The 14,879-nt window shown below is 69.5% G+C and carries 13 protein-coding genes and 1 pseudogene; 8 read left to right on the top strand and 6 right to left on the bottom strand.

The genetic code is table 11. The features are described from left to right. Window positions 1–89: 89 nt before the first annotated feature. The 3 genes from STRAU_RS21980 to STRAU_RS21970 form a co-directional block, all read right to left on the bottom strand. Entirely contained in the window at window positions 90–956 is an 867-nt protein-coding gene (locus STRAU_RS21980; RefSeq protein WP_016642573.1) for a DUF4429 domain-containing protein, read from the bottom strand. Window positions 957–1,031: 75 nt separating this feature from the next. Continuing rightward, window positions 1,032–2,243, bottom strand: a complete 1,212-nt coding sequence (locus STRAU_RS21975) for an alpha/beta hydrolase (RefSeq protein ID WP_016642572.1) — start codon at window positions 2,241–2,243, stop codon at window positions 1,032–1,034. A 254-nt stretch (window positions 2,244–2,497) separates the two neighbouring features. Further along, entirely contained in the window at window positions 2,498–3,130 is a 633-nt protein-coding gene (locus STRAU_RS21970) for a TetR/AcrR family transcriptional regulator (RefSeq protein ID WP_037661054.1), read from the bottom strand. Between the two features lie 264 nt (window positions 3,131–3,394). On the opposite strand from STRAU_RS21970, the gene STRAU_RS21965 reads away from it, so the two are divergent. Beyond that, entirely contained in the window at window positions 3,395–4,888 is a 1,494-nt protein-coding gene (locus STRAU_RS21965; protein ID WP_397892432.1) for an MFS transporter, read from the top strand. Between the two features lie 346 nt (window positions 4,889–5,234). Beyond that, entirely contained in the window at window positions 5,235–5,636 is a 402-nt protein-coding gene (locus STRAU_RS21960) for a peptidase inhibitor family I36 protein (protein ID WP_016642569.1), read from the top strand. Here the strand turns inward: STRAU_RS21960 and STRAU_RS21955 are convergent. Together STRAU_RS21955 and aceE are read right to left on the bottom strand one after the other, a co-directional pair. Beyond that, window positions 5,617–6,465 carry a potassium channel family protein gene (locus STRAU_RS21955; RefSeq protein WP_016642568.1) on the bottom strand — a complete coding sequence of 283 codons (849 nt, stop codon included), beginning with the start codon at window positions 6,463–6,465 and terminating at the stop codon, window positions 5,617–5,619. The two genes, STRAU_RS21960 and STRAU_RS21955, sit on opposite strands and share 20 nt — an antisense overlap. A 90-nt stretch (window positions 6,466–6,555) precedes the next feature. After that, the gene (gene aceE, locus STRAU_RS21950) at window positions 6,556–9,303 is read right to left on the bottom strand and encodes a pyruvate dehydrogenase (acetyl-transferring), homodimeric type (RefSeq protein WP_016642566.1); all 2,748 of its coding nucleotides are present in this window, start codon (window positions 9,301–9,303) and stop codon (window positions 6,556–6,558) included. 495 nt (window positions 9,304–9,798) lie between these two features. On the opposite strand from aceE, the gene STRAU_RS21945 reads away from it, so the two are divergent. The 6 genes from STRAU_RS21945 to STRAU_RS21920 all read left to right on the top strand — a co-directional run bounded on the left by STRAU_RS21945 (window position 9,799) and on the right by STRAU_RS21920 (window position 14,636). Further along, a complete protein-coding gene (locus tag STRAU_RS21945) occupies window positions 9,799–10,230 on the top strand; it encodes a DUF3052 domain-containing protein (RefSeq protein ID WP_016642565.1) in 432 nt (143 codons plus the stop codon). Between the two features lie 262 nt (window positions 10,231–10,492). Further along, the gene (locus tag STRAU_RS21940; RefSeq protein ID WP_016642564.1) at window positions 10,493–10,951 is read left to right on the top strand and encodes a peroxiredoxin; all 459 of its coding nucleotides are present in this window, start codon (window positions 10,493–10,495) and stop codon (window positions 10,949–10,951) included. Between the two features lie 115 nt (window positions 10,952–11,066). Continuing rightward, window positions 11,067–11,642, top strand: a complete 576-nt coding sequence (locus tag STRAU_RS21935) for a TerD family protein (protein ID WP_016642563.1) — start codon at window positions 11,067–11,069, stop codon at window positions 11,640–11,642. A gap of 157 nt (window positions 11,643–11,799) precedes the next feature. Beyond that, on the top strand, window positions 11,800–12,375 hold the full coding sequence (locus STRAU_RS21930; RefSeq protein WP_037661052.1) for a TerD family protein: 576 nt from the start codon (window positions 11,800–11,802) through the stop codon (window positions 12,373–12,375). A 135-nt stretch (window positions 12,376–12,510) separates the two neighbouring features. After that, a complete protein-coding gene (locus STRAU_RS21925) occupies window positions 12,511–13,653 on the top strand; it encodes a DUF475 domain-containing protein (RefSeq protein ID WP_016642561.1) in 1,143 nt (380 codons plus the stop codon). Window positions 13,654–13,889: 236 nt separating this feature from the next. Next, window positions 13,890–14,636, top strand: a complete 747-nt coding sequence (locus tag STRAU_RS21920; RefSeq protein WP_016642560.1) for a TerD family protein — start codon at window positions 13,890–13,892, stop codon at window positions 14,634–14,636. A gap of 61 nt (window positions 14,637–14,697) precedes the next feature. On the opposite strand, the pseudogene STRAU_RS21915 reads toward STRAU_RS21920, so the two are convergent. Beyond that, window positions 14,698–14,879 (bottom strand): annotated as a pseudogene (locus STRAU_RS21915) (TerD family protein); the annotation flags it as partial.

Genomic DNA, 14,879 nt, shown 5'->3' with positions numbered 1-14,879 from the left:
GGAACTGCGCGCCCAGCCACAAAGCACCCGCGGCCGCCGAACAAGAAAGCCCCCCCACCCCGGTGGGCTACCCAGGGCCCAGGGGCCAGCTAAAGCTCGGCCAGCAGCTCGGCCTTCTTGGCCGTGAACTCGTCATCGGTCAGCAGACCAGCCTGATGCAACTCCCCGAGATGCCGGATCCGCTCGGCGATATCGGCAGGATCACGCCGAACGGCGGGCGCGGCGGCAGGGACGACGGCGGGCGCGGGCCCCGACGAGCGCACCGCGGCAAGCACGGCCGCGGCGAACGGCAGCGACTCGTGCACCGGCCCGTAGCCGAGGCCGAACACGACGGCCGCCGGATCCTGGTCGGCCTGCGACGGCTGCGCGGGCTGCGCCTCGCGACGCAGCAGCCGCAGATGGCCCTCGAAGACCTCCGGCGAGCGCCACTCGACCCCGCTCAGGTCGGTGACCGGGAAACTCTGGTCACCGGCCTTCCACTTCGCCGACGAGGCCCCCGTCCAGAACCAGCGGAAGGCCACCGACTTGCCGTCGAAGGACGCCTTGCCGTCGTACGCCTTGAACTGCAGCGGCGCCTCGGGCACGGCCACCAGATGGCGGTCCGCCGGGCCGGGGTCGGCCGTGGGGAGCGCGGCGCGCAGTTCGTCCGCGTAGTACTCGGCGAGCGTCTCGCGCTCCGCCGGCAGCACCAGGCGGTACGGATCCGAGCCGTCCTTGAGCTGTCCCGCCGCCGCCTCCATGAGCGGGTCGGCGCCCGGTCTCGGGACGGCGTGCAGGACGGTCGTCCCGCGTTTGCCCGGTGTGAGCGTCACCGCCGCGATCGCCTCATGAGGGATGCGGCGCTCACCGAGAGCCTGGAACAGCTTCGGCGTACGGATCCCCCGTTCGAAGCGGATGAGCACGGAGTCGGACTCGAACTCCCAGGCGGCGTGAAATCCGGCCAGTACATCACCCATGCGGCTCATCGTATGCGGCACGCGCTTCTCCGTCTCTCCTGCGGCGGGCCGCTGTTTCATCGATTTCTACGCGCGTCAGGCCGTCGCCGTACCGGAAATACCTTCCCGGCAGGCTCCGTCCGCGCCGGCGCAGCGCACCGCGTCGTACGCGCCGACGCCGATCTCGGCGAAGTTGCGGAGGCTGTCCGTGCCCGGCACGAAGTAGCCGGTGTGACCGCGGGCCCGGTCGGCGGACACCACGCGCGCGCCGAAGCCCGCCGAGACGGGGTCGGCGCCGTGGCCGAGCCCGCCGACTTCCATGTGCGGCACATCCTGGATCCAGTCGTCGCTGTCCCGTGCGGCCCAGATCCGCGCGCCCGAGCCGAGCCCTGCGGCGCTGTCGGCGCGCATGCCGGGGCTGCCCGCGACCGCGATGTCGGTGACCCGCGGCGGCAGCCGGCGGGCCGCGACTCCGCAGACCACGGAGCCGTAGCTGTGGCAGTACAGCGCCACCCCGGTCCGGCCGGGCAGCGCGCGCACCATCGAGTCGAGGCGCACCGCCCCGTCGTCGGCGCGCATGGAGGTGGCCGCGTCCACGCCGAGGCCGACGGGCGCGGTGTAGTCGGCCCAGGCGATCACGGCGGTACGCGTGCGGGGGTTCGCGCTGCGCTCCGCGCGGTACAGGGACTTCGCCATGCCGACGGGGGCCGCGTACTTGCGCTGGGTGCGTTCGAAGGTGAGGACGTTCGTGTCGACTCCGGGCACCACGACCGACACGCGGGCGGCCCGGTCGAGGTCTCCGAAGACCTCGGCCATGCGTCCCGAGCCCATCGGGTCGAAGGCGAGCACTTGGCGGTCCTGGCGCATCATCACGCCGAACCGCTTCATCCGGCGTTCCGCCTCCTGTTTCCCGACGGGTGACAGGCGGTCGTCGTGCATGCGTTCGCGTTCGATCGCGCGCGCCTCGCGCAGGGCGATGCGGTTCGCCTGATAACGCAGCTCCACGGGGGCGCCGTTCATGTTGCCGACCGCGAGGGGGTAGCGGGCGGCGAGCCGGTCGCGCTGGCGGGCCGTGAGGGAGGCGAAGAAGTGCGTGAGCCTGGCGGCCGGGGCGCCGGCGTCGGGGAGGTCCCGGCCGTCGATGCGTCCCCGCTCCCAGGCGGAGACCGCGGCTTCGAGGGGCGAGGCGGCGCCTCTGTGCTGGCGCACCGCGGTCCAGCCGGTGGTCGCGAGCATGACGAAGACCACGGTGAGTGCGAGCAGAGCGCGCCAAACGCCGAGTTGAGGGGAGGAGTCGAAGGAAGTCACTGCGGGACACCCTAGGAGAAGCGCGCTGCCCTCCGTGCGCGGGGTGAGGCAGATCACGTTTCCGGAGGGGTAATTGTGGTGAACCGGACACTTCGCGGGCGTGTTCGTCACGGTGTGTAGGCGGGGCGTGTACGTGGTGCGCGTGCGGCGCGCGGTGACGCGGAGTGCGCCCGTGGCCACTCAACGTACGAGTGGAATCAGGGTGTTGTGGTCGGGGGGTGCACCGGGGCGTCGTCGGCGCACGTGCGGCGCTGTCAGTGCTCGCGCCAGTCCTCCGCGAGGGCCGGGCCCAGGTGGTCGAGGTACGTCTCTGTGATCGCGCGGATCGACGCGACGCTGATGTCCTCGCCCGCGCCCCACATCCGCCCGGTGACCCGCATGACCCCGCTGAACGCGGCGACCGCCACGCGCGGGCGCGAGTCGGTGGCGAGGTCGACGCCCTCGCGCTCGGCGATCACGCCCGCGATCTGCTCCTCCATCTCGATGGAGCGGCGCATGTGGACGGCGAGCAGGGAGGGGGTCGACTCGATCATCTGGTAGGTCCGCATGTGGAGTTCGACCGGGACGATCGCCTCGATGGACTCGCCCACCGCGTCCCAGGAGCCGAGCACGGCTCCGCGCAGCGCCGCCAACGGGCCCTCGCCGGCGGGGCGTTCGCGCAGCGCCCGCATGAACCGCGCCTCCACCATCTCCTGCATGGCGAAGGCGGCCTCCTGCTTGCCCGCGAAGTGCCGGAAGAAGGTGCGCTGGGAGACGTCGACGGCCTCGACGATCTCGTCGACCGTCGTCTCCTCGTACCCCTTGGTGGTGAACAGTTCGAGCGCCGCCCGCAGCAACGCGTCCCGCGTGCGCTGCTTCTTGCGTTCGCGCAAGCCCGGACCGGTCACGCCGTGTACCCCGTTTCTCCCGATTTCCCACCCGTTTTGCCGGCTCACCCTACCTGTGGCGGCGTACCTGTGAGCTAAATGACAGCGGCCGACTTCTGAGATTCTTTGTCAAGTGTCAGCGACTGACTCTAACCTCGACGCATGACAAGCCAGACCACCGTCGACAAGGCGGACAGAGCGCCGGAGCCCGTGCCGACTCCGGCCCCGGTCAAGGGACTTCGCGGTCATCCATGGCTCACGCTGTTCTCCGTCGCGATCGGCGTGATGATGGTGGCCCTGGACGGCACGATCGTCGCGGTCGCCAACCCCGCCATCACCAAGGACCTGGGCGCCTCCCTCGCGGACGTCCAATGGATCACCAACGGCTATCTCCTGGCGCTCGCCGTCGCCCTCATCACGGCCGGAAAGCTCGGGGACCGCTTCGGCCACCGGCAGACCTTCCTCATCGGTGTCGTCGGCTTCGCCCTGGCCTCCGGCGCCATCGGCCTGTCCGGCAGCGTCTCCCTGGTCATCGCCTTCCGCGTGCTCCAGGGGCTGTTCGGCGCCCTGCTGATGCCGGCCGCGCTCGGCCTGCTGCGGGCCACCTTCCCGGCCGAGAAGCTGAACATGGCCATCGGCATCTGGGGCATGGTCATCGGCGCCTCCACGGCGGGCGGTCCCATCCTCGGCGGCGTCCTGGTCGAGCACGTCAACTGGCAGTCGGTGTTCTTCATCAACGTGCCGGTCGGCGCTCTCGCGCTGCTCCTCGGCCTACTGATCCTCCTGGACCACCGGGCCGAGAAGGCGCCGCGCTCCTTCGACATCCCGGGCATCGTGCTGCTGTCGGCCGCGATGTTCGCCCTGATCTGGGCGCTCATCAAGGCGGGCGACCCATGGGGCTGGGGCAGCGGCAAGACCTGGGCGTTCCTGGGGGCGTCGGTCGTGTGCTTCGTGCTGTTCGCGCTGTGGGAGAAGCGGGTCGCGGAGCCGCTGATCCCGCTCGGCCTGTTCCGCTCGGTGCCGCTGTCCGCGGGCACCGCCCTGATGGTCCTGATGGCCTTCGCCTTCATGGGCGGCCTGTTCTTCGTCACCTTCTATCTGCAGAACGTGCACGGCATGAGCCCCGTAGACAGCGGTCTGCACCTGCTTCCGCTGACGGCCATGATGATCGTCTCCTCGCCGCTGGCCGGGGCCCTGATCACCAAGTTCGGACCGCGGATCCCGCTGGTGGGCGGCATGGTCTGCACGGCGGTCGCGATGTTCGGCATGACCACCATGACGACGGGGACCGGCACGCTGCCCATGTCCGTCTGGTTCGCGCTCCTCGGTCTCGGCCTCGCGCCCGTCATGGTCGGCGCGACCGAAGTCATCGTGGGCAACGCCCCGTTGGAGCTCTCCGGTGTCGCGGGCGGCCTCCAGCAGGCGGGCATGCAGGTCGGCGGCAGCCTCGGCACGGCGGTGCTCGGTGCGGTGATGTCCAACACCGTCGACTCCGACCTCAAGGGCAACTGGCAGGACGCGGGCCTGCCCGGCACCCCGCCGCCCGGCCTCGACAAGGCCGCCGCGACCGGGTCCGTGCCGGAGCAGGTCGCCCAGGCACCCGGCGTCGACCAGGGCGTCTTCGCCAAGATCTCGGACGTCGTGCACGACACCTTCATGTCGGGCATGGGCGTGGCCTTCACCGTCGCGGGCGTCGTCGGCGTGATCGCGGCGGTCGTCGCGACGCTCACCAAGCGCGGGGCGAACGCGGAGGCGGGTGCGGGCGCGGCACACATCTGAGCGGTCCCGGTGAAGCCGCGGTTCGGTGGCGCCCTGAGGGGGCGCGGGGCCCTGACACATGCGGCTCCGCCGCGCCACGACGCACCCGCGGGCTCGCGACGGCATGGTGTGGCACATCCAGCGGAGCGCTTAGTCGTCCGGCGTGTCCGGCCGCGGTCAGGTCGGTGGCGCCACCCCTAGGGGGGAACCCCGCCGCCAAGTGAAGCCGTCCAAGGGAAAGCCCTCCGGGTCCGCTCGGGGGGCTTTCGCCTATCAGGGTGAGGCGCCCGAAAACCCCTTCCCGCCTCCGTGTCCCACGGCTGAGAGTGGCGGCAAGTGAGCTTTCGCGACACGGGGGTTGATCCATATGCGTACGACCATGCGTTCCGCCATGCCCGGCACCGCGGCCGTCCTGGCCCTGACCGCGGCCGCCCTGGCCGCCGCGGTCCTGACGCCGACGCACGCCGGAGCCGCCGGACCACCACGGCTCCGCGGCTGCGGCCCGGGCGAGCTCTGCCTCTGGGAGAAGGCGGAGTTCAAGGGCCAGCGGCATACGTACGAGCTGGCCGGTACGGACATCGAGAGCTGCGTCGCGCTGCCGGAGGGGGACAGCGCGGCGGCCCTCGCCAACCGCACCGGCCGGCCCGTCACCACGTATCAGTCCGCCGAGTGCGACGAGACGGCGGAGTTCAACACCTATCCCGGCAACGGCACTTGGGCACCCGAGTCGCCGTATCGGGTGCGGGCGTTCAAGATCTGGGAGCGTTGACGGAGGAGGCGCCGCCGACGGCGTCCTGACCGGACGGCTGACGCGGCACGGTGGCGGTCACGGCACCGCCGGACAGCGCGCTCACCTGCGCGCGCAGGGCCGTGATCTCCGCGGTGAGGGCCTCGATCGCGGCGGTCTGGCGGCGCTCCTCGGCGTCGTCCTTCTCGAAGCGGGCGATGAACCACGCCGCGATGTTGGCGGTGACGACACCGAGCAGCGCGATGCCCGACAGCATCAGGCCGACCGCGAGGACCCGGCCGAGCCCGGTCGTCGGTGCGTGGTCGCCGTAGCCCACGGTCGTCATCGTGGTGAACGACCACCACACGGCGTCGCCCAGCGTCTTGATGTTGCCGTCCGGCGACTCCCGTTCCACCGAGAGCACGGCCAGCGAGCCGAACATCAGCAGCCCCACCACGGCGCCCACCACATACGTCGTCAGCTTGATCTGCGACGCCATGCGGGCGCGCCGCCCGACGAGCAACAGCGTCGAGACCAGCCGCAGCAGCCGCAGCGGCTGGATCATCGGCAGCACCACGGCGCACAGATCGAGCCAGTGCGTGCGGACGAATCGCGCACGGCGCTCGGCGAGCGCGAGCCGCACCACATAGTCCGCGGCGAACGCGCCCCAGACGAACCACTCCACCGCGGTGCACGCCCGCGTCACCGGCGCGCCCGCCTCGGGCCGCACTATGGGCACGGCGTAGGCGACGGCGAACGCCACGGCGAGCGCGAGCAGCGGACGCTGGGTGCGCCGTTCCCAGCGGGCCTGCGCCGACCGCTCCGGCGCCGACCGCTCCTGCTCTGTCGGCTGTGCCGTCTCATCCCTCATGCCCGCATCGTAAGGAAACGGTGAGGGGCGGCGAGCCCGGTGGCCCGCCGCCCCTCACCGGACGGAGGTGTTATGAGCCAGAGCCAGGCGTCACGCGTCGCCTCCCGCGGCGCCCGGGTCGGCCGCCGCGACGTCCAGGAGCTGATAGCGGTCGATCGCCTGCTTCAGCAGGGAGCGGTCGACCTTGCCCTCGCGGGCCAGCTCGGTGAGGACCGCGACCACGATGGACTGCGCGTCGATGTGGAAGAACCGCCGCGCCGCGCCCCGCGTGTCCGCGAACCCGAAGCCGTCCGCGCCCAGCGACTGGTAGGTGCCGGGCACCCAGCGGGAGATCTGGTCGGGCACGCTCCGCATCCAGTCGGAGACGGCCACGAACGGCCCCTCGGCCCCGGAGAGCTTCCGCGTCACATAGGGCACGCGCTGCTCCTCCTCCGGGTGCAGCAGGTTGTGCCGCTCCGCGTCGACGGCCTCGCGGCGCAGCTCGTTCCAGGAGGTCGCCGACCAGACGTCCGCCTTGACGTTCCACTCGGAGGCCAGGATCCGCTGCGCCTCCAGGGCCCAGGGCACCGCGACGCCGGAGGCCATGATCTGGGCCGGGATGGCGCCGTGTTCCCCGGCCTTGAAGCGGTGGATGCCCTTGAGGATGCCCTCGACGTCCACGTCGTCCGGCTCCGCCGGGTGCTGGATCGGCTCGTTGTAGACGGTCAGGTAGTAGAAGACGTCCTCGCCGGGCTTGCCGTCCGCCGTCTCGCCGTACATCCGGCGCAGACCGTCCTTGACGATATGGGCGATCTCGAAGCCGAAGGCCGGGTCGTAGGCGACACAGCCCGGGTTGGTGGAGGCGAGCAGCTGCGAGTGCCCGTCGGCGTGCTGGAGCCCCTCGCCGGTCAGCGTCGTGCGGCCGGCGGTCGCGCCGAGCACGAAACCGCGCGCGAGCTGGTCGGCCATCTGCCAGAACTGATCGCCGGTGCGCTGGAACCCGAACATCGAGTAGAAGACGTACACCGGGACCAGCGGTTCGCCGTGCGTGGCGTAGGCCGAGCCCGCGGCGATCAGGGACGCCGTGCAGCCCGCCTCGGAGATGCCGTCGTGCAGCATCTGCCCGGTCGGCGACTCCTTGTACGCGAGCAGCAGCTCACGGTCCACCGCCTCGTACTGCTGGCCGAGCGGGTTGTAGATCTTCGCACTCGGGAAGAACGAGTCCATGCCGAACGTGCGGTACTCATCGGGCGCGATCAGCACAAACCGCTTGCCGATCTCCTTGTCCCGCATGAGGTCCTTGAGGAGCCGCACAAACGCCATGGTCGTGGCGATGGACTGCTGACCGGAGCCCTTCTTCACGGATGCGTACGTCTTGTCCTCGGGCAACGGCAGCGGCTTCGCGCGCACGACGCGGGTCGGGACATAACCGCCCAGGCCCTTGCGCCGGTCGTGCATGTACTGGATCTCCTCGGAGTCCCGCCCCGGGTGGTAGTACGGCGGCGGGCCGTCCTCCAGCTGCTTGTCCGTGATCGGCAGGTGCAGCCGGTCCCGGAAGCCCTTGAGGTCGTCGACCGTCAGCTTCTTCATCTGGTGCGTGGCGTTGCGGCCCTCGAAGTTCGGACCCAGCGTCCAGCCCTTGATCGTCTTGGCCAGGATGACCGTCGGCTGCCCCTTGTGCGCCTTGGCCGCGGAGAACGCCGCGAAGATCTTCCGGTGGTCGTGGCCGCCGCGACCCAGGTGCAGGATCTGGTCGTCGGTCATGCCCTCGACCATCGCCCGCAGCCGCTGGTCGTCGCCGAAGAAGTGGTCGCGGATGTAGGCACCGGTCTCGGTGGCGTACGTCTGGTACTGCCCGTCCGGCGTGGTGTTCATCCTGTTGACGAGCACGCCGTCCCGGTCCTGCGCGAGCAGCGGGTCCCAACTGCGGTCCCACACCAGCTTGATGACGTTCCACCCGGCGCCCCGGAACTGCGACTCCAGCTCCTGGATGATCTTGCCGTTGCCGCGCACCGGGCCGTCCAGGCGCTGCAGATTGCAGTTGACGACGAAGGTGAGGTTGTCGAGCCCCTCGCGGGCGGCGATGGAGAGCTGGCCGAGGGACTCCGGCTCGTCCATCTCACCGTCGCCGAGGAACGCCCAGACGTGCGACTTGGAGGTGTCGGCGATGCCGCGCGCCTCCATGTAGCGGTTCATCCGCGCCTGGAAGATCGCGCCGAGCGGGCCGAGCCCCATGGAGACCGTCGGGAACTCCCAGAAGTCCGGCATGCTGCGCGGATGGGGGTAGGACGACAGGGCGTGCGGAGCCTTGGACTTCTCCTGCCGGAACCCGTCGAGCTGCCGCTCCGAGAGCCGGTCGAGCAGGAAGGCGCGGGCGTAGATCCCGGGGGAGGCGTGCCCCTGGAAGAAGATCTGGTCGCCGCCGTCGCCCTCGTCCTTGCCGCGGAAGAAGTGGTTGAACCCCACGTCGTACAGCGACGCCGAGGAGGCGAACGTGGCGATGTGGCCGCCGACCCCGATGCCGGGGCGCTGGGCGCGCGAGACCATCACCGCGGCGTTCCAGCGGGTCGCGTTCAGGACCTTGCGCTCGATCTCCTCGTTGCCGGGGAAGAACGGCTCGTCCTTGGTGGCGATCGTGTTGACGTAGTCCGTGCTGCGCATCTCGGGCACGGCCACGCGCTTCTCGCGGGCCCGCTCGATCAGGCGGAGCATCAGATAGCGGGCCCGCTCACGGCCGCGCTCGTCGACGGCGGCGTCGAGGGAGTCGAGCCATTCCTGGGTCTCTTCTGGATCGAAATCCGGGACCTGGCTGGGAAGGCCGCCAATGATGATCGGGTTGCGATCGGATCCGGAAGCCACGCTGTTCCTTCGCTGTGTTGTCGCGCGGTGCGGCGCGAGCGGATTCGTGCTCTGGCTGGGCGCTGCTCTGTACTGTCTGGGGACTCTGGGGTCCCTGGGGTCTGCTCAGGACTCTGTCGTCGGTGCCGGCACGGGTGCCGTTTCCTGCCCGTACGGTGTCCGGACGTACCGGTGCGTACGACGCTCACCATCGTCTACCCCGGCAGTGGATACGTCATCTCTACCTCCAGGTAACCGGGACGACGGCCGCCGTCCCTGGGGTAGGCTCGGCCAAATCGCAACGATACGCCCATCCTGCCCAGCGGCTCCGTGGAGCCGTCCGGCCCCTTCCGGATGTGGCGACAGTTGCGGCGACACGGTCGGGAACGTCACCGTTTCGGCGGTCTCGACGGCCGGGTACTTGCGCGATCCGTCCCGCCCGTGTGGACTACGGCCAATGCCCCGCGCACGCGCGTGGCTGAAGGCATTCCCAAGAACACGATCAGGAGGCAATCCGTGAGCGCGACCGCGGACCACGCGGAGACGAACCTTGCCGTAAGGCTGGGTTTCCAGCCCGACATGGTGGTCCAGGAGATCGGCTACGACGACGACGTCGACCAGGAGCTCCGCGAGGCCATCGAGCAGACCACCGGCACGGAGCTCGTCGACGAGGACTACGACGACGTGGCTGATGCCGTGGTGCTCTGGTTCCGTGAGGAAGACGGGGACCTGACCGACGCGCTGGTGGATGCCATCGCGTACATGGAAGAAGGCGGTTCGATCCTCCTCCTCACACCCAAGACAGGGCGGGACGGGTACGTCGAGCCCAGCGAGATCGGGGAGGCCGCCACCACGGCGGGCCTGTCCCAGACCAAGAGCATCAACGCGGGCAAGGACTGGAACGGCTCGCGACTGCTCACGCCGAAGGGTGCCGCCAAGAAGCGCTAGCTGGCCGTAGGCCCTCCGCAGTTGTCCGTGAGGCCCCCGACGATTGGGTTCGTCGGGGGCCTCACGTGCGTGGGGGCGGGCCTTTTTGTCGCGCTGGCGCGCTCGTCCTCAAACGCCGGACGGGCTTTTTCCCACCCGTCGGCCTCTTCTCTTCAGCCCGTCCGGCGTTTGAGGGCAAGGCCGGGGCGCCCCGCGGCGGCTCGGGGGCCACCCGTACGCTGAGGGGCACCCCAATGGCCGATGCGAAGGGAAGTGGGTATCCGTGGCTCTCGAGGTGGGCGAGAAGGCCCCTGAGTTCGAGCTGAAGGACAACCACGGGCGCACCGTGCGGCTCGCGGATTTCCGGGGACACAAGAACGTGGTGCTGCTCTTCTACCCGTTCGCGTTCACCGGGGTGTGCACGGGCGAGCTCTGCGCCCTGCGCGACGAGCTGCCGAAGTTCGTCAACGACGACACCCAGCTCCTCGCCGTCTCGAACGACTCCATCCACACCCTGCGCGTCTTCGCCGAGCAGGAGGGCCTGGAGTACCCGCTTCTTTCGGACTTCTGGCCGCACGGCGAGACCTCGCGCGCGTACGGCGTCCTCGACGAGGACAAGGGCTGCGCGGTGCGCGGGACCTTCATCATCGACAAGGACGGCGTGGTGCGCTGGACCGTGATCAACGGCCTGCCCGACGCGCGGGACCTGAACGACTACGTGAAGGCGATCGAGAACCTCTGAGAACACCCGTGTGGAAGCCTGTGGCCACCGGGAACCGGTCACTAGGATCCACACGTTGATCCGATGGCAAGCACGACTGGGGCTCCCCGCCCCTGGACACCAATTGGGAGGACTCGTGGGAGTCAGCCTCAGCAAGGGCGGCAACGTATCGCTGAGCAAGGAGGCGCCTGGCCTGACCGCCGTCACGGTCGGCCTCGGCTGGGACGTCCGTACCACCACCGGGACGGACTTCGACCTGGACGCCAGCGCCATCCTGACGAACGCGGAGGGCAAGGTCAGCAGTGACGCCAACTTCGTGTTCTTCAACAACCTGAAGAGCCCGGACGGCTCCGTGGAGCACACCGGCGACAACATCACCGGTGAGGGCGAGGGCGACGACGAGCAGATCAAGGTCAACCTCGCGGCGGTCCCGGCGGACATCGAGAAGATCGTCTTCCCCGTCTCGATCTACGACGCGGAGAACCGCCAGCAGTCCTTCGGCCAGGTCCGCAACGCCTTCATCCGCGTGGTGAACCAGGCCGGCGAGGCCGAGCTCGCCCGCTACGACCTCTCCGAGGACGCCTCCACGGAGACGGCCATGGTCTTCGGCGAGCTGTACCGCCACGGCGCGGAGTGGAAGTTCCGCGCCGTCGGCCAGGGGTATGCCTCAGGTCTGCGCGGCATCGCGCAGGACTTCGGCGTCAACGTCTGAGCCGAGTCAGCACCACCCCATCGCCTGGGTCGTCCGGCGCCGCACACGACAGTGCGGCGCCGGACGCGCTAGGCACCGCATGGCCGCCGTGCCCCGCCCGCCGCGCCGGGACCCGGCGGCAGCCCAACGCTCCAGCACCTCGGGGAGGACCAGCATCATGGGCGTCACGCTCGCCAAGGGAGGCAATGTCTCCCTGTCCAAGGCCGCACCCGATCTCACGAAGGTGATGGTCGGCCTCGGCTGGGACGCTCGCTCCACCACCGGAGCCCCGTTCGATCTCGACGCCAGTGCCCTGATGTGCCAGTCCGGCCGGGTCCTCGGTGACGAATGGTTCGTGTTCTACAACAATCTGACCAGCCCGGACGGCTCCGTCGAGCACACCGGCGACAACCTGACCGGCGAGGGCGACGGCGACGACGAGTCGCTGATCATCGACCTCTCCCAGGTCCCGGCCCACTGCGACAAGATCGTCTTCCCCGTGTCCATCCATGAGGCGGACAACCGGGGGCAGACGTTCGGCCAGGTCAGCAATGCCTTCATCCGCGTGGTGAACCAGGCCGACGGCCAGGAACTCGCACGCTACGACCTCAGTGAGGACGCCTCCACGGAGACCGCGATGATCTTCGGCGAGGTCTATCGCTACGGCGGCGAGTGGAAGTTCCGCGCCGTGGGCCAGGGGTACGCGTCCGGCCTGCGGGGCATCGCTCTAGACTTCGGAGTCAATGTTTCCTAAAGGACTCTCCCCGGGTTCCCCAAACGGCTGACGGGTTTGCCCGGCAGCCGACTGGGAAGGCCGGGGGCGTCCCCCGGAGGCCGTATCACCGGGGACGGCGCGGGGGAGACCCGTACACATACGATTGGGTAGCCAGTGGTACTGAAAACCTTCGGCTGGTCGTTCGCAGTCACTGCGCTCGGCCTGGTCGCAGCGGTGCTCTTCGGGGGGTGGGCGGCGCTCGGACTCGTGGCGATCCTCTCCATCATGGAGATCTCGCTGTCCTTCGACAACGCGGTGGTCAACGCCGGAATCCTGAAGAAGATGAATGCCTTCTGGCAGAAGATCTTCCTCACCATCGGCATCGTCATCGCCGTCTTCGGCATGCGCCTCGTCTTCCCGGTCGTGATCGTCGCTGTCAGCGCCAAGATGGGCCCGATCGAAGCGGTCAGGCTCGCGCTCAACGACAAGGACAAGTACCAGCAGCTGGTCACCGACGCACACCCGTCGATCGCCGCCTTCGGTGGCATGTTCCTGCTGATGATCTTCCTGGACTTCATCTTCGAGGACCGGGACATCAAGTGGCTCGGCTGGCTGGAGCGCCCCCTCGCCAAGCTCGGCAAGGTCGACATGCTCTCGGTGTGCATCGCGCTCATCGTGCTGCTCGCCTCCTCGATGACCTTCGCCAAGCACGCGCACCAGCACGGCGGCGTCCATGCCGACAAGGCGGAGACAGTCCTCATCTCAGGACTCGCGGGCCTGATCACCTATCTCATCGTGGGCGGTCTCTCCGGCTTCTTCGAGGACAAACTCGAGGAAGAGGAGGAGCGTGAGCACGAGGAGGAGGAGAAGGCCAAGAAGGCCGGCAAGCCCGTCTCGGCCATCGCGCTCTCGGGCAAGGCCGCGTTCTTCATGTTCCTCTACCTCGAGGTCCTGGACGCGTCCTTCTCCTTCGACGGTGTCATCGGCGCCTTCGCCATCACCAACGACATCGTCCTGATGGCACTCGGCCTCGGCATCGGCGCGATGTACGTCCGGTCCCTCACGGTCTATCTGGTCCGCGAGGGCACCCTCGACGACTACGTCTACCTGGAGCACGGCGCGCACTACGCCATCGGCGCCCTCGCCGCGATCCTGCTGGTCACCATCCAGTACGAGATCAACGAGTTCATCACCGGCTCGATCGGTGTCCTCCTCATCGGTGCCTCCTTCTGGTCCTCCGTGCGCCGCAACAAGCGGCTCGCGGCCGAGGAAGGCGCGGACTCGGGCGACAAGGCCGAGGTCTCGTCCGGCGTCTAGGCGCCGGGGCGGCCGGGCGGCCGCCGACTCGAACACCGCGATGGCGGCGTCCCCGACCCGGGGGCGCCGCCATCGGCGTACCCACGATGTCGTACGGTGAGCCGACTTCGGGATCCGGACGTGTGGGGCCCGCTTCGGTGAGGAACGCTCTTGTGCGGGGCGGAAGTTGAGGCGAGGCCCGCGGGCCGCCCCGTGACGTACGCACAGGAACACGGGGCATTTCTTCTGGGGGTGGCATGTCCTTCTGGGACGGTCTGCGGCCGGGGCGTTCGATGGACTTCGCATCGGGCAGCGCCGCGACCAACTCCATCGAGCTGACCAAACGGCATCCGACGGTCTCCCTGACCAAACAGGGCGCGGCCACCGGCAATCTCCGCGTCACCCTGACCTGGCAGATGCGGACGTCCGACCTGGTCGGCAAGAAGCGCGGGGGCGTCAGCCTGCTGCGGCACCCGCTGAAGCTGTTCCAGCCCGAGCCGGTGCAGGCCCACACCCAGAGCATGGTCAACGTGGACCTGGACCTGGGCTGCCTGTACGAGCTGATGGACGGCAGCAAGGGCGTGGTGCAGCCCCTCGGCAACTTCTTCGGGAGCCTCAACTCCCCGCCGTATGTGAAGGGCAGCGGCGACGACAGGTTCGGCTCGGGCTCCGGCGAGACGCTCTACGTCAACCTCGACCACCGCGAGTCGATCAAGCGACTCCTCGTGTTCGTCTACATCTACGACCAGACGCCCGCGTTCGACCGCACCCACGCCAAGGTGACGCTGTACCCCAGCAACGGCCCGCGCGTCGAGATCGACCTGGAGGAACGCGCCCCGCAGGCCCGCTCCTGCGCGGTCCTCACGATCGAGAACGTCAAGGACGAGCTGATCGTGCGCCGCGAGGTGCGGTACGTGTACGGCTTCCAGGCCGAGCTCGACCGACTGTACGGCTGGGGGCTGCAGTGGGGCCGCGGCTACAAGACCAAGGTGGGCGGCAGCTGAGCCGCGCCGGGCGGGCGGTCACCGGCCGGGGCCCGGCCGGTGACCGCCCCGCGCGTCCCGCTCAGCGGGGCAGGAACTGCGGCCCCTGCGGAGGCAGCCGGAAGTTCGGGTCGGGCACGGGCGCGACCGGGTGCGGGTAGCCGTACGCCGGCACCGGGGGCTGGGTGGGCGCGGGCTGCGGATAGCCGTAGGCGGGCTGCGGCGCGGGATAGCGGGGCGGCTCCGGCGGGTAGCCGTACGCGG

This window comes from Streptomyces aurantiacus JA 4570, assembly GCF_000414115.1.
In the GTDB taxonomy this organism is placed as follows: domain Bacteria; phylum Actinomycetota; class Actinomycetes; order Streptomycetales; family Streptomycetaceae; genus Streptomyces; species Streptomyces aurantiacus_A.
The sequence above is the reverse complement of the archived record's forward strand: the minus strand, read 5'-3'. Positions and strand labels throughout refer to the sequence as shown.